This window comes from Micromonospora sp. WMMD812, assembly GCF_027497215.1.
Lineage (GTDB): Bacteria > Actinomycetota > Actinomycetes > Mycobacteriales > Micromonosporaceae > Micromonospora.
Genome location: NZ_CP114904.1, coordinates 6482427 through 6501139, shown reverse-complemented (window position 1 = coordinate 6501139; position 18713 = coordinate 6482427). Strand labels below are relative to the sequence as shown.

Sequence of the window (18713 nt, the reverse complement as noted above, 5' to 3'; positions counted from 1 at the left end):
GGTCACTGCTCCTTCTGTTGGTGGATGGTCTCGGTGACCCGGGTGAGGGTGTCGCGGAGGGCGACCAGCTCCGCCGCGGTGAGCCCGGTGGCCCGCGCGATGCGTGCCGGGACGTCGTCCACCCGCTGCCGCAGGGCCCGGCCGGCGTCGGTCAGCGCCACCTCGACCCGCCGCTCGTCGTCGGCCGCGCGCCGACGGACGACGAGCCCCGCCCCCTCCAGCCGCTTGAGCAGCGGGGAGAGCGTGCCGGAGTCGAGCCGGAGTTCGGCGCCGAGCGCGGAGACGGTGGTGGCGTCGTCGTCGCGTTCCCAGAGCACCAGCAGCACCAGGTACTGCGGGTAGGTCAGCCCGACGGCGTCGAGGACGGTCCGGTAGACGTCGGTCAGGGCACGCGACGCCGCGTAGAGCGCGAAGCACACCTGCCGGCGCAGCACCAGGTCATCGATCACCCCGGAACGGTAGCGCGCAATTAGGTTGTGCACAACTCAGCTCTGGGCGCGGAACGGATCCGGCGGATGGCCGGAACGCCGACGGGCGGCGTACGCCGACGTGGTGTCGGGGTACGCCGCCCTCGGGCAGGACGAGTCGCGGGAGGCGGCCCGTGCTGTCGTGGCGGTTACTTCGGGTCGCGGTTGAACGTCGAGGTCGACCAGACGTAGCCGAGCACCGCGAGACCCACGCACCAGGCGACCGCGAGCCACCCGTTGTGGCCGATCTCGCTGCCGAGCAGCAGGCCCCGGAGGGTCTCGATGGCCGGCGTGAACGGCTGGTACTCGGCGATCGGCTGAAACCAGCCGGGCATGGCGTCGACCGGGACGAAGGCGCTGGAGAGCAGCGGCAGCAGGATCAGCGGCATCGCGTTGTTGCTGGCGGCCTCGGCGTTCGGGCTGACCATGCCCATGCCGACCGCGATCCAGGTGAGCGCCAGGGCGAAGAGCACGAGCAGCCCGAACGCCGCCAGCCACTCCACGACGCTGGCGTCCGTGGACCGGAAGCCGATGGCGACGGCGACGGCGCCCACGAGGACCACGCTCATGACCGACTGCAACACGCTGCCGACGACGTGCCCGACGAGCACCGAACCGCGGTGGATCGCCATCGTGCGGAAGCGGGCGATGATGCCCTCGGTCATGTCGTTGGAGACGGACACCGCGGTCCCGATCACGGTGCTGCCGATGGTCATCAGCAGGAGGCCCGGGACGAGGTACGCGAGGTACTCGGAGCGGTCCGATCCACCGCCGCCGATGCCCGCGCCCAGCGCGTCGCCGAAGATGTAGACGAAGAGCAGCAGCAGCATGATCGGGGTGAGCAGCAGGTTCAGGGTGAGGGACGGATAGCGCCGGGCGTGCAGGAGGTTGCGGCGCAGCATCGTGGACGAGTCGCGCGCGGCGAGGGAGAGGGAACTCATCGGACGGTCTCCTTGGGCTGGTGGGGAACGCGGGCTCCGCCGGTGAGCGCGAAGAACACGTCGTCGAGGTCGGGGGTGTGCACGGTCAACTCGTCGGCCTCGATGGCGGCCGAGTCCAGCGAGTCGAGGATGGAGCGAAGCGCGCGCTGGCTGCCGTCGCTGGGGATCTGCAGCGCGAGGGACTCGTCGTCGCGGGTGGCGTCACGAAGCGCCAGGGCCGCGGACCGGTACGAGGCCGGGTCGGTGAAGCGGAGCCGGACATGCCCGCCGGGGATGAGCCGCTTCAGCTCCTCGGCGGTGCCCTCGGCGGCGATCTTCCCGTCGTTGAGCACGGCGATGCGGTCGGCGAGTTCGTCGGCCTCCTCGAGGTACTGGGTGGTGAGGAAGACGGTGGCGCCGTCGGCGACGAGCTCGCGGATGATCTGCCACATGTTGTGGCGGCTGCGCGGGTCGAGGCCGGTCGTGGGCTCGTCGAGGAAGATGATCCGCGGGTTGCCGACCAGGGTCATGGCGAGGTCGAGGCGGCGCTTCATACCGCCGGAGTAGGTGGAGGCGGGCTTCTTCGCGGCGTCGGTGAGGTCGAAGCGCTCCAGCAGCTCGGCGGCGGCGCGGTGGCCCTCACGCTTGGACAGGTGGTGCAGGTCGGCCATGAGGAGCATGTTCTCCTCGCCGGTGATCAGGCCGTCGACGGCCGAGAACTGGCCGGTGACGCCGATCGCGGCGCGGATCGCCTGCGGGGCGGCGGCGAGGTCGTGGCCACCGACGCGGACGGCGCCGGAGGCGGGGTCGGGGGAGATGAGGGTGGAGAGGATCTTGACGGCGGTGGTCTTGCCGGCGCCGTTCGGGCCGAGCAGGGAGAAGATCGTTCCTTCGGGGACGGCCAGGTCGACGCCGTCGAGCACGACCTTGTCGCCGTAGGACTTGCGCAGCCCGTTCGCCGCGATGGCCAGGTTGTTCATGATGGGTGCTCCTCGATGCCGTGGGTCAGAGGCTGCGGGCGTCGATGTCGCCGTAGGCGGTGGTCGCGTGGATGTTCAGGTCGGCGGCGCCGTCGGTGTTCCTGAGCGCGTTGTGGATCCGCCCGTAGCCGGTGCCGGCGTCCAGGGCGGCGGAAACCCCGTGGGCGGCGCCGACCGTCACGTCGCCGGCCTGGGTGCGCAGCACGACCATGCCGCGCACGGCCTCGGCGACCCGGATGTCGCCCTTCGTGGTGCTGATCTCCGCGGGACCGGCCAGGCGGCCGACCGAGACGTCGCCGGCGAGGGCGGTGAGGCGGACGCTCGCGGCCTCGTCGAGCTTGATCTCGCCGTGGGCGCCCTCGAAGACCACGTCGCCGAACCGCCCGACGGCCCGGAATTCCGCGGCCGCCGCCTTCACGGTGACCTGGGAACCGGCGGGCAGCTGGATGGTCACCTCGATGGCTCCGGAGGGGCCGAGGTACTGGTTCTTCGCGAGGGCCTCGATCCGCAGGACGCCCTCGTCGTACTCGACCGTGGTCTGCTCCGCCACCTTCACGTCGCGGCCCTTCGAGGCGTTCGCGGGCCGGACCTCGACCGTGGTGTCGGCCCGGTCGGCAGCGATGAACTGGATGCGCCCGGCGGGGATGTCGAGGACGGCGGAGATCGGGGCGGGGGTGTCGAACTTCTGCATCATGCTCTCCTGCGCTCGTTGTTTCTGATGCCGGAAACGCTACGTTGCGTTTGCAAGCCAGGCAACGGATTCGTTGCGCGCTAGAGGCATTTCCACAGGTAGAAGCTCTGATTTTGTTGCAACGATTCTGAATCTAATGCAACGCCTCCGATCCTCGCCCGTTGCATTGGAAGGAGAATGAACGCTATGCTCGGGGCGTCCGGGAAGAGCGTGGAGGGAGATCGCGATGCCGGGAGGCAGGCTCACCCAGCAGGAACGCCAGCAGATCGCGCTGGGGCTGGCCGACGGGCTCGCCTACGCGGAGATCGCCCGGCGCCTCGACCGCCCCACCTCGACGATCACGCGCGAGGTGACGCGCAACGGCGGCTTCACCGCCTACCGCGCCGACCTCGCCCACCGCGCCACCGAACGTCGTGCCCACCGACGCAGGCAGGCCGCTCCCCGAGCGCGGCAGGCGCCCGCGCCGGCCCAGGGACCCGACGCCGAGGGCGTGCGCGACTACGAGGAGAGCTTCACGACCCTCCTCATGCAACAGGGCCTGCCCAAGATGATGTCCCGGGTGCTGACCTGCCTCTACACCACAGACGCGGGCAGCCTCACCGCGTCGGAGCTCGTCCAGCGCCTCCAGGTCAGCCCGGCGTCCATCTCCAAGGCGACCACGTTCCTCGAGCGCCAGGGCCTCATCCGCCGGGAGCGCGACGAACGCCGCCGCGAGCGCTACCTCGTCGACAACGACGTCTGGTACCAGGGGATGATCGCCGCCGCCCGATCCAACACCCAGCTCGCCGAGACCGCACGGGAGGGCGTCAGGATCCTCGGCCCCGACACCCCCGCCGCCGCCCGCCTCGAGAACATCGCCCGCTTCGTCGACTTCGTCACCGAGAGCCTCACCCGCGCCGCGGAGCAGGCCCGCGACATCCTCTACACGAATCCCGAAGCGACCTCGGGCGGCACCGCAACGCCAAGCTCCGACCGCGGCTAGACCGGAGTCCGGGCCCGACCCGGGAGGGGCGAGCGGCGTCCCTATCCGTCGGCGTCCGCGCCGCGAGCCATCGCGGCGCCCAGTTCGGCGCGGCTGGTCACGCCGAGCTTGCGGTAGACCCGGGCCAGGTTCGCCTCGACGGTCTTCGGGCTGATGAAGAGCGCGTCGGCGATCACCCGGTTGGTCCGCCCGGCGGCGGCGAGCCGGGCCACCTCCAGCTCGGTGCCGGTCAGTTGGCGGGACGCGGCGGGGCGCCCGCCGGTGCGTTCCGCCTCGGCGCGGGCCCGAGCCGCCAACGCCGCCGCGCCGAGCGCGTCGAACTCGGCGGCGGCCGCGGTCAGCGCGTCACGGGCCTCGCGCCGCCGGCGGACCCGACGGTGGGCGACGCCGGCCACCAGCAGGCAGCGGGCCCGGTCCAGGGGCAGCACGTCGGGCGAGACGGCCGCCCGGGCGGCGGCCAACTCGGCCAGCGCGTCGGACGGATCCCGGCCGAGGGCCCCGGCGAGCAGCACCCGGCTGCGGGCCAGACCCAGCATGGTCCACGGGCGCGGCCACCGACGGTGCCGCACGGCGAGCCGGTCCAGCACGACCTCCGCGGTGGCCAGGTCCCCCGCACCGACGCACGCCTCCAGCCAGTCCGGCTCGAAGCGCTGCCCGAGTGGCTCGACCAGGCCCATCTCGTCCACGACGGCCGCCACGTCGCCGTAGTGCCGGGCTGCCTCCGGCGGCCGCCCCGCGGTCAGCGCGACGTACCCGGCCAGTTGGGCGTTGGTCCGCCGCCGCCAGGGATCGTCCAGCTCCGCCGCCCGGCGCAGACCGTCCTCGGCGATCCGGGTCGCCTCCTCCAACCGCCCCCGGTGCGCCAACAACAGCCCCTCCAGCCACACGACGCCGGCCGAGTCGGCGCCGTACTGCTCGCCCAGCTCGCGGGCCTCGGCGAGGTGCGCGGCGGCGTCGGTCAGGCGTCCGGCGAGCAGCTCCGTCTCCCCCAGATGGCACAGCAACTCGTGCTGTGACGGCTCGTCGCCCCGGGCGGCCGCCCGCTCCAGCAGCCCGCGCAGCCGCTCCCGGGCCCGTCCGTGCTCGTCGAGCGCCTTCCACCAGATCGCGGGGACGTTCCCGGCCAGCCAGGACGGCTCCTCCCCCTCCTCGGCCAGCGCCCGGTCCAGCAGCTCGGTCCGGGCCGGCAGCCCCGCGCGCACCTCGTTGAGGAGCAGCAGCAGCAACGCGGCGGCGTGCACCGGGCGGTCGTCCGGGCTCTCCCCCAGCAGCGCCGCCGCCCGCTCCGCGTGCCGCCGCGCCGGGTCCGGGGCGTCGCAGAAGACCCCCAGGTGGGCGTGGACCCGCCCGGCCAACGTGGACCCCGGCGGCGCGACGCTCAGCGCCCGCTCGGCCGCCGCCACCGCGGTCTCGGCCGGCTCGTCCGAACTCCAGGCCACGACCGCCCGCAACAGCAGGGCATCGGCACGTGCCGCACCGGTCAGCTCCTCGGCCGCCCGCTCGGCGGCCGCCCTCGCGGCCGGGAAGTCCCCGCTGTCGAACCGGCACTGCGCGGCGGCCAGCCGCCACCGCGCGTGCTCGTCGGCCGCCTCCGGCGGCGTGAGCCGCGCCGCGCTGTCGTACAGCCCCGCGGCCGTCTCCGGCGCTCCCCGGGCCCGCTGCCGGGCGGCGGCCGTCGCGATCTCGGTCGCCGCCGCGGGGTCGGGCGCGGTGGCGCAGCGGGCCAGCTGCCGGGCCCGCTCGTCCGGGTCGAGGGCGGTCTCGGCGAGCAGCCGGTGCAGGCGGTGCCGCACCCCCGGCGGCACCTCGGCGCGGACCGCGGCGGCGTAGACCGGGTGGGCGAAGCAGACGACCGCCCCGTCCACCGCGACCAGGCCGGCCTCCTCCGCCGCGTCCAGGTCGGCGGCCGCCACCCCGGCCCGAGCCAGCCCGGCCAGGGTGGGCAGCCCGGAGAGCGCGGCGAGGCGGATCACGTGCCGGGTCGCCGGCGGCAGCGTGGTCAGCCGGTCGGCGACCAACTGGCGCAGCGACGGCGCGGCCGGCAGGTCGGCGCCCGGCGCGGGCAGGTGCGGCAACCGCAGCACCGCCCGGGCCAGTTCGACGGCGAGCAGGGGATTGCCCCCGGACTCCTCGGCGATCCGGACCAGCAACGGTCGGGGCAGCGCCGCGCCGGTCTCCGTACGCAGCACGTGGTGCAGCGCGCCCACGCCGAGCGGGCCGAGCGCAATCCGCTCCAGGCCACCGCCGGTGGCTCCCGGGTCCAGCCCGAGCGGCGCGGGCGCGGCACCGGGGTGGTCGGCGCGCACGGTCACCAGCACGACGACCCGCGGCACCACCCGGCGCAGCGCGAACCGCAGCGCGCGTTCGCTCGGCGGATCCAGCCACGGCGCGTCGTCCACCGTCACCAGCACCCGCGGCCTGGTGGGGTCGGCGGTGGCCGCGTCGAGCAGCGCCCGGGTGGCCACCCCGACGGCCCGTTCGTCGACCGGGCCGTTCACCTCACCGCTGAGCAGCACCCCGGCGAGCGCCGCGCGTTGCGGGGGCGACAGCTCCGGCACCCGGTCGGCGAGGGGTGCCAGCACGTCGGCGAGCCCCGCGAACGGCAGCGCCCGCTCGGTCTCCGTGGGGGCGCAGCCCAGGGTGAGCCAGCCGTCCCGGCCGTTGGCGTCGACCAGCGACCGGAGCACGACCGTCTTGCCGATCCCCGCCGGGCCCTCCAGGAGCACCGACCGACCCTCGGCCAGGGACCGTCGGGCGCGTTCGACCACGCCGTCCCGACCGACGGCCGTCCCGTTCACCGGACCAGTCTCGCAGCATCCGACCGGCGGGTCGAGGACCGTACGGCGGGTCGGGCGCGCCCGTCCGGCCACGCCGCGACCGCCCGCCGGGCGGTCGACGCCCGGCCCGCCGGCGCGGCTCCGCGGTGCTCAGCGGTCGCCGGAGCCGAGACCGGTGGCCGTCACACGGCAGCCAGCGCGTCGAGCGCCTGCCGCACGGTGAAGGCGCCCGCGTACAGTGCCTTGCCGGTGATCACACCCTCCACCCCGATCGGCTCCAGGGTGGCCAGCGCGCGCAGGTCGTCCAGGGTGGAGACCCCGCCGGACGCGATCACCGGCGCGTCGGTGCGGGCGCAGACCTCGCGCAGCAGGTCCAGGTTCGGCCCACGCATGGTGCCGTCCTTGGTGATGTCGGTGACGACATAACGGGCGGCACCCGCCTTGTCCAGCCGCTCCAGCACCTCGAACAGGTCGCCGCCGTCGCGGGTCCAGCCGCGGGCGGAGAGGGTACGACCCCGCACGTCCAGCCCGATCGCCACCCGGTCGGCGTACTCGCCGACCACCCGGTCGCACCAGACCGGGTCCTCCAGGGCGGCGGTGCCGATGTTCACCCGGGCCGCGCCGGTGCCGAGGGCCGCGGCCAGCGACTCGTCGTCCCGGATCCCGCCGGAGAGCTCCACCTTGACGTCGAGCTGCCGTACCACCTCCGCGAGCAGGTGGGCGTTGGTGCCCCGGCCGAACGCGGCGTCCAGGTCGACCAGGTGGATCCACTCCGCACCGTCGCGCTGGAAGGCCAGCGCCGCCTCGATCGGGTCGCCGTAGGTGGTTTCGCTGCCGGCGGCGCCCTGCACGAGCCGGACGGCCTGGCCGTCGGCGACGTCCACGGCGGGCAACAGGATGAGGCTCACGTCTTCTCCTAGGTACGACGGTCCAGGGCGATCACGACGATCGCCGGCAACACGAGCAGCAGCAGCACGACCAGCGCGACCCGCAGCGCCAGATCGTCCACGAACGACCAGATCAGGAACAGCGCCGCCACCGTCAGCAGCACGATCGCGGCCCGCTCGGTGCGGCTATGCCGGGCCAGCCGGCCGGCGCTGCGCCGGCGCCAGCGGGGCGTGAGCCGGCGGACCAGCGCCCGCCGGCGCTCGCGCCGGGCCACCCGCCGCCGGCGGACGGCGCGTTCCCGGGTCAGCTCGGCCTCGCGCGCCTCCCGGCGCCGGGCCCGTTCCTTGCTCACGGCGCACCCCGCCCGGCCGCGGGGACGGACGTCTCAGCCACCGGCGGTCACAGTGTGGCCAGCCAGTTGCGCAGCAGTGCGGCACCGGTGTCGGCCGACTTCTCCGGGTGGAACTGCGCGGCGGAGAGCGGGCCCCGCTCGACCGCGGCCACGAAGTCGGTCCCGTGGTGGGCGGTGGTGACCGTGGCGCCCGCCGCGGCCAGCGCGCCGGGGTCGCCCACCGCGTACGAGTGGACGAAGTAGAACCGGCTGCCGTCGGCCAGGCCGGCGAAGAGCACCGAGGACTCCGGCGCGCGCACCGTGTTCCAGCCCATGTGCGGCAGCCGGCTCGCGGCCAGCTTCGTGACGCCACCGGGCAGCAGGCCGAGCCCCTTCGTCACCACGCCGTGCTCCTCCCCGTGCTCGAAGAGCACCTGCATGCCGACGCAGATGCCGAGCACCGGCCGGCCGGCGGCCACCCGGTCCGCGATCACCGGGCCGGCGCCGAGGGCCTCGATCCCGGCCATGCACGCCGCGTACGCGCCGACGCCCGGCACCACCAGGCCGTCGGCGGCGGCCGCCGCCGACAGGTCGTCGGTCACCCGCACGGTGGCGCCGGCCGCGGCCAGCGCACGCTCGGCCGACCGCAGGTTGCCCGACCCGTAGTCGAGCACCACCACGTCGCTCACTGGCCCTCCCCCGGCAGCAGCCAGAGCACCCCGCCGACGGTGGCCAGCACGGCGAGCAGCGCGGTGAGCAGCACCGCGCTCTTCGGCGCCCCCTGCCGGTACAGCGACCACACGCCGCCCACCAGCACCCCGGCCAGCACCAGCAGCAGGATCGGCAACGCCCCGCTCATCGGAGCTCCCCGTCGTTCGCGACCGCGGTCATCAGAGCGCTCCCTTCGTGCTGGGCACCGCGCCGGCCGCCCGCGGGTCGATGGCGGTGGCCTCGCGCAGCGCCCGGGCGACCGCCTTGAACTGTGCCTCGACCACGTGGTGGGCGTCCGGGTGACCGCCCGGCCGGGCCGCCCGCAGCACGTCCACGTGCAGCGTGATCCGGGCCGCCTGGCCGAACGACTCGAAGATGTGCCGGGTCATGCTGGTCGGGTAGACCGGCCCGATGTACGGGGGCAGCGCCGGCTCGTCGTGCAGCACGTACGCCCGACCGGAGAGGTCGACCGCGGCCCGGACCAGCACCTCGTCCATGGGGACCGTGGCCGAGCCGTACCGCCGGATGCCGGCCTTGTCCCCCAGCGCCTGGTCGAACGCGGCGCCGAGGGCGAGTGCCGTGTCCTCCATGGTGTGGTGCGCGTCGACCTCCAGGTCACCGACGGTGCGCACGGTCAGGTCGAACCCGCCGTGCCGGGCGATCTGGTGCAGCATGTGGTCGTAGAAGCCGACGCCCGTGCCGATCTCAGCGGCGCCGGTGCCGTCGAGGTCCAGCTCCACGAGGACCTTGGTCTCCTTGGTGACCCGCTCCACCCGGGCGGTACGACTCATTGCCTGCCTCTCGATCGTGACTGCGGGGCTCGCGACCGCGCTCCCCGCGCTCCCATCAAAGCTTGTCCACCGCCGACAGGAAGGCGTCGGTCTCGGTGGGGGTGCCGGCGGTGACCCGCAGCCAGCCCGGCAGGCCGACGTCGCGGACCAGCACGCCCTCGTCCAACAGGGCACGCCAGGCGACGGCCTGGTCACCACCGACCTCGAACAGCACGAAGTTGGCGTCGCTGTCGGCGACCCGCAGGCCGCGATCGCGCAGCTCGTCGACGATCCGGTCGCGCTGCGCCATGATCGCCGCGACCGTGCCGAGCAGGGCGTCGCGGTGGGCCAGCGCCGCCCGGGCGGCCGCCTGGGTGAGCGCCGACAGGTGGTACGGCAGCCGGACCAGCCGCGCCGCCTGCACGACCGCGGGGTCGGCGGCGAGGTAGCCCAACCGCCCGCCGGCGAACCCGAACGCCTTGCTCATCGTCCGCGTCACCACCAGCCGGGGATGCCCGGGCAGCACGGCGAGGGCGCTCACCGTGCCGGGCCGGGCGAATTCGGCGTACGCCTCGTCCACCACGACCATGCCGGGCGCGGCGTCGAGCACCGCGGCCACCACGGCCGGGTCCAGCGCGGTGCCGGTCGGATTGTTCGGCGAGCACAGGAAGACCACGTCCGGCCGGTGCTCGCGCACCTGGCCCACCGCCTCCTCGGCGGTCAGTCCGAAGTCGACGCCGCGCCGGGCGGGCACCCACCGGGTGCCGGTGCCGAGCGCCAGCAGCGGGTGCATGGAGTACGCCGGGGTGAAGCCGAGCGCGCTGCGGCCGGGCCCGCCGAACGCCTGGAGCAGCTGCTGCTGGATCTCGTTGGAGCCGTTCGCCGCCCAGACCTGGTCGACGGTGAGCCCGTGGCCGAGGTAGCCGGCCAGGTCGGCGCGGAGCGCGACGGCGTCCCGGTCCGGGTAGCGGTTGAGGTCGCGCAGCTCGGCCGCGAGCGCCTTGCCGATCGCCTCGACCACCGGCTCCGGTACCGGGTAGGAGTTCTCGTTGGTGTTCAGCCGCACCGGCACGTCCAGCTGCGGCGCCCCGTACGGCGTCCGGCCGCGCAGGTCGTCGCGGAGCGGCAGGTCGTCGAGGGTGGTCACGATCCCACCCCCAGGAACCGGGCCCGGACGGCCTGGCCGTGCGCGGGCAGGTCCTCGACGTTCGCCAGGGTCACCAGGTGCGGGGCCACCTCGCGCAGCGCCTCCGCGGAGTACTCGACCAGGTGGATGCCGCGCAGGAAGGACTGCACCGACAGGCCGGAGGAGTGCCGCGCGCAGCCGCCGGTGGGCAGCACGTGGTTGGAGCCGGCGCAGTAGTCGCCGAGCGACACCGGCGACCAGGCGCCGACGAAGATCGCGCCGGCGTTGCGCACCCGCAGCGCCCACTCCCGGGCGTCCCGGGTCTGGATCTCCAGGTGCTCGGCGGCGTACGCGTCGACCACCCGCAGCCCGGCGTCGAGGTCGTCGACCAGCACCACGCCGCTCTGCTCGCCGGTCAGCGCGGTGCTCACCCGCTCGGCGTGCTTGGTCGCCGGCACCTGCCGCGCCAGCTCCCGCTCCACCGCCTCGACCAGCTCGACCGAGGGGGTGACCAGGACGCTGGCGGCGAGGGGGTCGTGCTCGGCCTGGCTGATCAGGTCGGCCGCCACGTGCGTCGGGTCGGCGGTGTCGTCGGCGAGGATGGCGATCTCGGTCGGGCCGGCCTCGGCGTCGATGCCGACCACGCCCCGCAGCAGCCGCTTGGCCGCGGTGACCCAGATATTGCCCGGGCCGGTGATCATGTCGACCGGGTCACAGTGGGCGCTGCCCTCGGCGTCGACCGCCGCCCCGTACGCGAGCATCGCCACCGCCTGGGCGCCACCGACGGCGTAGACCTCGTCCACCCCGAGCAGCGCGCACGCGGCGAGCACCCGCGCATCGGGCAGACCGCCGTTGTCCTTCTGCGGCGGGCTCACCACCACGAGCGAGCGGACCCCGGCCGCCTGCGCCGGAACGACGTTCATCACCACGGTCGACGGGTACATCGCGAGGCCGCCGGGGACGTAGAGCCCGACGCGGTCGACCGGCACCCAACGCTCGGTCACCGTGCCGCCCGGCACCACCTGGGTGGTGTGGTCGGTACGCCGCTGGTCGGCGTGCACCCGCCGGGCCCGGCTGATCGACTCCAGCAGCGCGGCCCGGACGTCCGGGTCGAGAGTCCCCTCCGCCGCCGCGATCGTCTCGGCGGGCACCCGCAGCACCTCCGGGGAGACCCCGTCGAACCGCTCGCTCGCCGCCCGGATCGCCGGGTAGCCATGCTCCCGCACCGCCTCCACCACAGGCCGGATCCGCTCGACGGCCACGGAGACGTCGAGCTGGGCACGGGGCAGCAGGCGGCGCGGGTCACGGAGGCCACCGCGCAGGTCGATCCGGTTCAACACCCCTGCGAGTCTAGGCGGCCGGTCCGGAGCCGGCCGGGACCGCCCGCAGGCCGGGACGGTGAGCCGAGCCACGCCCACCGGATCGGCGGAGCCGCCCGGCCCGCTCGGACCACCGGACCGCACCAGCGCCGGGCGGGCGGGCGGGTGAGCCGGGACACGTCGCCGGATCCGGATCGGGCTAGGCTCGACGGCGTGACTGCGCGGCTGCCGGTGTTCCCGCTCGGAACGGTGCTCTTCCCCGGTCTGGTGCTGCCGCTGCACATATTCGAGGAGCGCTACCGGGCCCTGATCCGCCACCTGGTCGACCTGCCGGCGGGCGCCCCGCGCGAGTTCGGCGTGGTCGCCATCCAGGCGGGCTGGGAGGTGGCCCCGACCGCTCCCGGTGGCCGGCCGACGGCGCCCGGCGGCGAGGTGACCCTGCACGACGTGGGCTGCACCGCCGAGCTGCGGCAGGTGACGGAGCTGGCCGACGGCGGCTTCGACATCGTGACCGTGGGCCGGCGACGGTTCCGCATCGCCGACGTCGACGAGCGGTCCGCCCCGTACCTGACCGCCGAGGTGGAGTGGCTGCCCGAGCCGGGCGGCCCGGACGAGGTCGCCGACCTGCTGGCCGCCCGCGTGATCGCGGTGTTCCGGCAGTACCTGGGGCTGATCCGGGCGGATCCGGAGGAGATCTCCGAGCAGCTGCCGGAGGATCCCACCGTGCTGTCCCACCTCGTCGCCGCGACCGCGGCGCTGACCGTCGACGACCGACAGCGGCTGCTCGCGATCGACGACACCGCGGCCCGGCTCCGCGCCGAGCTGCGGCTGCTCAATCGCGAGGCGGCTCTGCTGCGCCAGGTGCGGGCGGTTCCGGTGCCGCTGACGGAGCTGGCGTCGCCGCCGACGCCCAACTGACCCCGGCGACGTCGGGCAGGGGCTCGGGGCGCAGCGACGGCCAGCGGGACCACCCAGCCAGCAGGGTGTACATCACGGCCGCGCCGAACGCGGGCAGCAGCAGTTGCGGCACCGGCACGACGTGGAGGAACCCGTCCAGCTCGCCGGTCCGCAGGTCGGCCGGCTTCGTGAAGGGCTGCCCGTCCGGGGCGGTCGCCAGCAGCCGGTCGAAGGTGGACAGCCCGATCCGCCGGCCCACCTGCCAGGCCACGGCGGCGGCGGCGAGGGCGCCGAACACGGCGGTGACGAGCCCGACCGGTCCCCGGCGGCGGCGCAGCACGAACCAGAGCGCGAGCGCGACGAGCACGCCGAAGGCGAGCCCGAGCAGGCTGAACCAGCCGTCCGCCGCGACCGGCTGCTCCGGCTGCGGCTGGGCGTAGAGCGCGCCGTCGGGGGCCTTGATCACCGGAGTGTCCGGGGCGACGGCCGCCCAGAGCAGGCCGAGCGGCACACCGAGGAGGGCCACGGCCAGCCCGGCAGCGAGCGCGGCCACCGCGGCGCGCGACCGCGACCCAGGCACCGGTACGGCGCCCATCCGCGTCGCGTCCACCCCGGCCGCCGGCGGTGCCCCCCACGGGCCCAGCCGCGGGTCCGCCAGCCCGCCCTCCGGCACCGCCGGCCCCGGTCCCGGCACCGCCGGCCCCGGTCCCGGCACCGTCGGCTCGGTCTCGGGTGACGCGGGGGTGGGCTGCGACGCCGGCAGCGCGCCGGCCGGAGGCGCGGGCTCCCCGGCCCCGGACGCGGGCGCGCCGCCTTCCGTGGCGGACGTGCCGGTCTCCGGCCGAGGACCGGCCGGCGTGGCCTCGGGCCGGGTCGGGGCGGAGCGGTCGGGCTCGCCGGGCTGGGCGGCGGGCCGTTCGGGATCGGGGGTGTCCGGGCTCACCCGATGATCCTCTCAGGCCGTCGGACGGGCCGGGGCGCCGGTGGCGGCACACCCCCTCACCGGGCGAACGGCTCCAGCATCACGGCGGCGGCGCGCAGCCAGGCCTGCCGCGTCTCCGGCTGAAGCTGGTGGTACTCGATCGACGACCCGGTCTCCAGCGCCGGGTCGTACGGCACCACGGCCACCGCGCGGGTGCGGGTGGCGAAGTGCCGCTCCAGGTCGTCCTGCAGCGTCGACCGGCCGGGGGTGGGGCACGAGATCAGTGTGACGGCGTTGTCGGCCAACTCCCCCATGCCCACCTCGTGCAGCAGGTCGAGCATCCAGTCGGCGCTGAACGCCGCGTCCTCGCGCGGCACGGTGGTGACCACCAGTTGGTCGGCGGCCTGCATCACCGTGCGCCAGTTGGCGCTCTCCACGTTGTTGCCGGTGTCGACGCAGACCACCTCGTGGGTGCGCCGGAGCAGCTCCAGCACCCGCTTGACGGTGAACTGGTCGAGCCGCTGGGCGAACCGGGGGCTCTCCTCCCCGGCCAGCACGTCGTACGAGTTGTCGGAGGCGTGCCGCAGGTAGTCGTCCAGGTGGTCGGTCAGCGTGGCGCCTTCGAGGATCTCGATCTGGGCCAGGTCGGTGATCAGGTGCCGGATCGTCCGGGCGTGCCGGGCGCTGCCGGCGCGCAGCCCGAGGGTGCCGCGCAGCTCGTTGTCGTCCCAGGCCAGCACGCCCCGCCCGCGGACGCTGCCGACGGAAGCCGCGGCGAGCACCGTGGCGGTGGTCTTGTGCACCCCGCCCTTGGGGTTGGCGAACGCGAGCACCCGCGGGCTGCCGAATTCGCGACGCAGCACCGCGGTGGCCCGTTCCAGCTCGGGGTCGGGCGCCTGGGGGCGCCACTCGACGCGGGCCGCGTAGCCGCCCCGGTCGGGGACGGGTGGGGCCGCCGGCGGGAGGGCCGGTGGGCCAGCAGGCGGCGGCGCGGGAGCGGGATAGCCGGTCTCCGGGCGGTAGCCGTTCTCCAGCAGCGCGTAGCGGGATTCGACGGGCGGCGGGTCGGGGCGGTAGCCGTTCTCCAGCAGGGCGTAGCGCGACTCGACCGGCTCCGGCCGGCGCGGCTCCGGCACCCGGTAGGCCGGCTCGGCCGAATAGCCCGGATCGGGACGGTAGCCCGGATCAGGACGGTAACCCGGATCGGGACGGTAGCCCGGCTCGGCCGGATAGCCCGCATCCGGCCGGTAGCCCGGCTCGGGACGGTAGGTCGGCTCCGCCCGGTAGGCCGGGTCGACCCGGTAGGTCGCCTCGGCCCGGTAGCCGGGGTCCGCGCCGTACGGCGGCTCGGCCGGCTGGCTGACGGCCGGTGCCCGCCCGGCGTAGCCGTCGCGCCCGGAGCGCCGGGGCAACGGCTCGGGCGGGGGCAGCGGGTCCTCGACGCGCCGGTCGGGTTCGGGCTGCTCGGCGCCCCGGCCGGCATGCCGCGCCCGGTCGAGCAGCGCCCGCCACCGCGGTGCTGGTTCGGCCGGCCGGCCCCAGCCGGTCTCGCTGCCCTCCACGGCTCGCCCTCCCCAGCGCGATCGATCTCCTGACAGGCTACGAAGGAAACCCTATTCGGACCACACCGCCCCGCCCACATCCTCGGACGGGATCACGACGTGGTCGGCGCCACCCGATTCTCGCCACTCGCGTCGGGCGAGGTCACGGCCGGCGACGGCGGCGGCGCGGAGGGTGTCGGAGGCTCCGGGGCGGGTGCCGGATCCGTCACGACCGGTGCGGGTTCCGACGATTCGCCCACCGTCGGGGTGGGCGACGGCGTCGCCGGGGTCCCGCCGGGCCGGCTCGCGGTCGGCTCGGGCAGCGCGGTGTCGGCCGGCGGCCGGACCACGTCCCGCTGCTCGGGCAGCGGCGGGGTGAACACCGTCCGGTCCAGCCGACGCACCTCGGGCGCCGGATCCACGGCCCGGACGGCCCGACGCGCGGCCACCGCGCGCAGCGTGGCCGGCTCGGCGCGCACCACCGCGGCGTATACGCAGGCGCACCCGGAGCGGTAGGCGGCCGCCTCCGCGGCGGCGACCTCGGCGCCGCTGGCGTACACCTGGCGCAGGTCGGCGTCGCCGGTCGACGCGGCGGCGCGTGCCCGGTAGTCGGCGGCCTCCCGGTCCTTGCGAGCGGCCAGCTCCGCCATCCCGGCCACCACGTCGTCGGGGACGCGCAGCGCCGGAATCCGGACGATCTCGGTCTGCCGGCCGGGCAGGGGCACCCGCCCGAAGACCGCCGAGACCGACACGTCGCCGAGCACCGCCGCCAGCCGCTGCGGGGCCAGGTAGGTGTCGAGCGACACCAGCGCGTACGTGCCGTCGGCGCCGGTCGGCGCGGCCGACGGCAGCGCGGCGAGGTCGTCGGCCGCCGCCCGCAGGTAGCCCGGGACGGAGTCCCCGTCGACCACGCCGACGCGGGTCACCTCACCGACCGTCGGGTCCCCCACCGGGCGGCCGCCGGTGGCCCAGACGGCGGTGAGCAGGACCGCCGCCGCCGACAGCAGCGCCGTGGAGGTGAGCACCCGGGGCCGGGCCGAGGTGACGGCGAGGCGCGCCACCGCCCGGGTCAGGGGCGGCAGCAGCCGCTGGTCCAACTGGCGCAGCAGGTCGCCGGCGCGCACGGGCGGGATCCCCTCGTCTGTCGGTGTCGGACGGGCCGCCGCTCAGTCGCGGAGGATCCGGAGCGCGCGTTCCAGGTCGTCAGGGTAGTCGCTGACGAAGCGGACCTCGTCCCCCGTTCGGGGGTGTGTGAAGCTCAACTCGCGGGCGTGCAGCCACTGTCGGTCCAGCTTGAGCCGGGCCGACAGGGTGGGGTCCGCGCCGTACGTGAGGTCGCCCACGCACGGGTGGCGCAACGTGGAGAAGTGCACCCGGATCTGGTGGGTCCGACCGGTCTCCAGCCGGACGTCGACCAGGCTGGCGGCCGGAAACGCCTCCAGGGTGTCGTAGTGGGTGATGCTCGGCTTGCCGCCGGAGACCACGGCCCAGCGGTAGTCGTGGGTGGGGTGCCGGTCGATCGGGGCGTCGATGGTGCCGCTCAGCGGGTCCAGGTGACCCTGCACCACAGCGTGGTAGCGCTTCTCCACCTCGCGGTACTTGAACGCCCGCTTCAGCGCGCTGTACGCCTGCTCGCTCTTGGCCACCACCATGATCCCCGTGGTGCCGACGTCGAGCCGGTGCACCACGCCCTGCCGCTCCGCGGCGCCGCTGGTCGAGATCCGGTGACCGATCGCGGCCAGCGCGCCGATCACGGTCGGGCCGGTCCAGCCGGGACTGGGATGGGCGGCGACGCCCACCGGCTTGTCCACCACCACGATGTCGTCGTCGGCGTGGACCACCCGCAGGCCGGGCACCGCCTGCGGCACCACGACCGGGGCCGCGGCCGGTGCCGGCAGGGTCACCTCGAGCCAGGAACCCGCCTTGACCTTGTGCGAGTTGGCCCGGACAGTGCCGTCGACCAGGGCGTCACCGGCGTCCACCAGCGCCGCGGCGGCGGTGCGGGACAGCCCGAAGAGCCGGGCGACGGCCTGGTCGAGCCGCATGCCGTCGAGGCCGTCCGGCACCGGCAGCGACCGCTGGTCGCCCCCCGCGGCGAACGCCGACGTCACGCCCGCTCCCGCTGCTCGGCCTCGGCCCCGGCCGACGGGTCGTCGACCGGCCGGCCGTCACGGCCGACCCGACCGCCGTCGCGCTGACGGCCGGTGAGCTCCAGCAGCAGGGCGAGCACCACACCGCAGACCAGCGAGCTGTCGGCCAGGTTGAACACCGGGAAGTACTCGCCGTACGGCCCGAAGACGCTGATCATGTCGACCACGTGGCCGTGGAACGGCGCGGGCGCCCGGAAGATCCGGTCCATCAGGTTGCCGAGCGCCCCGCCCAGCACCAGGCCCAGCGAGACCGCCCAGGGCACCGACCGCAGCCGCAGCGCCATCCAGATGATCCAGCCGACCACGCCGATGGTGATCAGCGGGAAGACCCAGGTGTAGTCGGAGCCGATGCTCCAGGCCGCACCGCTGTTGCGGACGAGGCTGAGGTAGACGGCCCCGCCGAGCAGCCGCACCGGCTCGCGGCCGGTGAGCGCGTCCAGAGCGAGGTGCTTGGTGAGCGCGTCGGCCGCGAGGGCCACCAGCGCGGCGACGACGAGGATCGCGACGGCCCGGGGCCGGGGTCGACGGTCGCCCTGCTCGGTGCGGCCGGATCCGGCGGACGGTGCTGCGGTCATCTGCTCCCCATCGACACTCGCGGTGATCGCTCACCGTCTCTCTCGCCGCCGGGGAGCGGACCTCAGCGCCGCTCCTCCAGCTGCTTGCAGGTCACGCAGAGGGTGGCCGACGGGAAGGCGGCGAGTCGCTCCACGGGGATCGGGTTCCCGCACCGCTCGCACCAGCCGTAGCCACCCTCGTCGAGCCGCTCCAGCGCGCGCTCGACCTGCGTGATCCGTTCCAGGATGCTGTTGGCGAGGGAGATCTCCTGCTCCCGCTCGAACGTCTTGGTCCCGGTGTCGGCCTGGTCGTCCCCGGCCGAGTCGGTCAGCCGATCGCGCTGCAGCTCGGTGATCTCGCTCAGCGTCTGATCGTACTCGGCGCGCAGCTCGTCACGTCGTGCCGCCAGGGCTGCCCGGATCTTCTCGGTCTCCGCCGCGCTGCGGGTGGCCTTGGCCACCGGCTTGCGGCCGGCGGTCCTGGTCTCGGCTGGCTTCGCCATCGTCGCTCCCTCGGCCGCGGAACCGCGGCGGGCCGCGGCGCCTGGACAGGGGACACCGAAACGGGCATCCCCCACGTACGAAAAGGGGCGCGCGGCGACATCGGCCGCGCACTCCGGAGGTTGGCAAGAATACGGAACGTACAGGCGTCCGACAACGTGCCGCACCGACGTACCGCTATTCAGC

Annotated in this window: 20 protein-coding genes; 2 read left to right on the top strand and 18 right to left on the bottom strand. The window is 75.0% G+C overall.

The features are described 5' to 3' along the window. Nucleotides 1-2: 2 nt before the first annotated feature. The 4 genes from O7603_RS30100 to O7603_RS30085 all read right to left on the bottom strand — a co-directional run bounded on the left by O7603_RS30100 (nt 3) and on the right by O7603_RS30085 (nt 3058). Entirely contained in the window at nt 3-449 is a 447-nt protein-coding gene (locus tag O7603_RS30100; RefSeq protein ID WP_281573093.1) for a MarR family transcriptional regulator, read from the bottom strand. 167 nt (nt 450-616) lie between these two features. Continuing rightward, nucleotides 617-1408, bottom strand: coding sequence for an ABC transporter permease (locus tag O7603_RS30095; RefSeq protein WP_281573092.1), 792 nt, complete (start codon nt 1406-1408; stop codon nt 617-619). Then, nucleotides 1405-2367, bottom strand: a complete 963-nt coding sequence (locus O7603_RS30090) for an ATP-binding cassette domain-containing protein (RefSeq protein ID WP_281573091.1) — start codon at nt 2365-2367, stop codon at nt 1405-1407. The genes O7603_RS30095 and O7603_RS30090 overlap by 4 nt, the downstream gene beginning before the upstream one ends. A 25-nt stretch (nt 2368-2392) precedes the next feature. Next, nucleotides 2393-3058 carry a DUF4097 family beta strand repeat-containing protein gene (locus tag O7603_RS30085; protein ID WP_281573090.1) on the bottom strand — a complete coding sequence of 222 codons (666 nt, stop codon included), beginning with the start codon at nt 3056-3058 and terminating at the stop codon, nt 2393-2395. Nucleotides 3059-3284: 226 nt separating this feature from the next. Here O7603_RS30085 and O7603_RS30080 point away from each other — a divergent pair, with 226 nt between their 5' ends. Continuing rightward, complete coding sequence (locus O7603_RS30080) at nt 3285-4040, top strand: helix-turn-helix domain-containing protein (protein WP_281573089.1); 756 nt, start codon at nt 3285-3287, stop codon at nt 4038-4040. A 41-nt stretch (nt 4041-4081) separates the two neighbouring features. Here O7603_RS30080 and O7603_RS30075 read toward each other — a convergent pair whose 3' ends face one another. The 8 genes from O7603_RS30075 to hisD all read right to left on the bottom strand — a co-directional run bounded on the left by O7603_RS30075 (nt 4082) and on the right by hisD (nt 11983). Continuing rightward, nucleotides 4082-6838: a LuxR family transcriptional regulator gene (locus O7603_RS30075; protein ID WP_281573088.1), complete on the bottom strand. Its 2757-nt coding sequence runs from the start codon at nt 6836-6838 to the stop codon at nt 4082-4084. 161 nt (nt 6839-6999) lie between these two features. After that, nucleotides 7000-7725 (bottom strand): bifunctional 1-(5-phosphoribosyl)-5-((5-phosphoribosylamino)methylideneamino)imidazole-4-carboxamide isomerase/phosphoribosylanthranilate isomerase PriA, encoded by a 726-nt coding sequence (gene priA / locus O7603_RS30070; RefSeq protein WP_281573087.1) that lies wholly within the window; start codon nt 7723-7725, stop codon nt 7000-7002. Between the two features lie 8 nt (nt 7726-7733). Further along, nucleotides 7734-8057: a hypothetical protein gene (locus O7603_RS30065; RefSeq protein WP_281573086.1), complete on the bottom strand. Its 324-nt coding sequence runs from the start codon at nt 8055-8057 to the stop codon at nt 7734-7736. A 47-nt stretch (nt 8058-8104) separates the two neighbouring features. Then, on the bottom strand, nt 8105-8725 hold the full coding sequence (gene hisH, locus O7603_RS30060; RefSeq protein ID WP_281573085.1) for an imidazole glycerol phosphate synthase subunit HisH: 621 nt from the start codon (nt 8723-8725) through the stop codon (nt 8105-8107). After that, nucleotides 8722-8895, bottom strand: coding sequence for a hypothetical protein (locus O7603_RS30055; RefSeq protein WP_281573084.1), 174 nt, complete (start codon nt 8893-8895; stop codon nt 8722-8724). Before O7603_RS30055 ends, hisH begins: the two co-directional genes overlap by 4 nt. 31 nt (nt 8896-8926) lie before the next feature. After that, nucleotides 8927-9538, bottom strand: coding sequence for an imidazoleglycerol-phosphate dehydratase HisB (gene hisB / locus O7603_RS30050; protein ID WP_281573083.1), 612 nt, complete (start codon nt 9536-9538; stop codon nt 8927-8929). A gap of 55 nt (nt 9539-9593) precedes the next feature. After that, the gene (locus tag O7603_RS30045) at nt 9594-10664 is read right to left on the bottom strand and encodes a histidinol-phosphate transaminase (RefSeq protein ID WP_281573082.1); all 1071 of its coding nucleotides are present in this window, start codon (nt 10662-10664) and stop codon (nt 9594-9596) included. Next, a complete protein-coding gene (gene hisD, locus O7603_RS30040) occupies nt 10661-11983 on the bottom strand; it encodes a histidinol dehydrogenase (RefSeq protein ID WP_281573081.1) in 1323 nt (440 codons plus the stop codon). The genes O7603_RS30045 and hisD overlap by 4 nt, the downstream gene beginning before the upstream one ends. A gap of 192 nt (nt 11984-12175) precedes the next feature. On the opposite strand from hisD, the gene O7603_RS30035 reads away from it, so the two are divergent. Further along, entirely contained in the window at nt 12176-12880 is a 705-nt protein-coding gene (locus tag O7603_RS30035; RefSeq protein ID WP_281573080.1) for an LON peptidase substrate-binding domain-containing protein, read from the top strand. On the opposite strand, the gene O7603_RS30030 is transcribed toward O7603_RS30035, so the two are convergent. The 6 genes from O7603_RS30030 to O7603_RS30005 form a co-directional block, all read right to left on the bottom strand. After that, nucleotides 12795-13574 carry a DUF2567 domain-containing protein gene (locus O7603_RS30030; RefSeq protein WP_281576871.1) on the bottom strand — a complete coding sequence of 260 codons (780 nt, stop codon included), beginning with the start codon at nt 13572-13574 and terminating at the stop codon, nt 12795-12797. The genes O7603_RS30035 and O7603_RS30030 overlap by 86 nt on opposite strands. Before the next feature lie 284 nt (nt 13575-13858). Then, nucleotides 13859-15343 carry an AAA family ATPase gene (locus tag O7603_RS30025; RefSeq protein ID WP_281573079.1) on the bottom strand — a complete coding sequence of 495 codons (1485 nt, stop codon included), beginning with the start codon at nt 15341-15343 and terminating at the stop codon, nt 13859-13861. 92 nt (nt 15344-15435) lie between these two features. Beyond that, complete coding sequence (locus O7603_RS30020; protein WP_281573078.1) at nt 15436-16446, bottom strand: hypothetical protein; 1011 nt, start codon at nt 16444-16446, stop codon at nt 15436-15438. Nucleotides 16447-16488: 42 nt separating this feature from the next. After that, nucleotides 16489-17433 carry an RluA family pseudouridine synthase gene (locus tag O7603_RS30015; protein WP_281573077.1) on the bottom strand — a complete coding sequence of 315 codons (945 nt, stop codon included), beginning with the start codon at nt 17431-17433 and terminating at the stop codon, nt 16489-16491. After that, nucleotides 17430-18047 (bottom strand): signal peptidase II, encoded by a 618-nt coding sequence (lspA, locus tag O7603_RS30010; RefSeq protein WP_281573076.1) that lies wholly within the window; start codon nt 18045-18047, stop codon nt 17430-17432. Before lspA ends, O7603_RS30015 begins: the two co-directional genes overlap by 4 nt. 62 nt (nt 18048-18109) lie before the next feature. Continuing rightward, nucleotides 18110-18529 carry a TraR/DksA C4-type zinc finger protein gene (locus tag O7603_RS30005; RefSeq protein ID WP_088992775.1) on the bottom strand — a complete coding sequence of 140 codons (420 nt, stop codon included), beginning with the start codon at nt 18527-18529 and terminating at the stop codon, nt 18110-18112. Between the last annotated feature and the right edge of the window lie 184 nt (nt 18530-18713).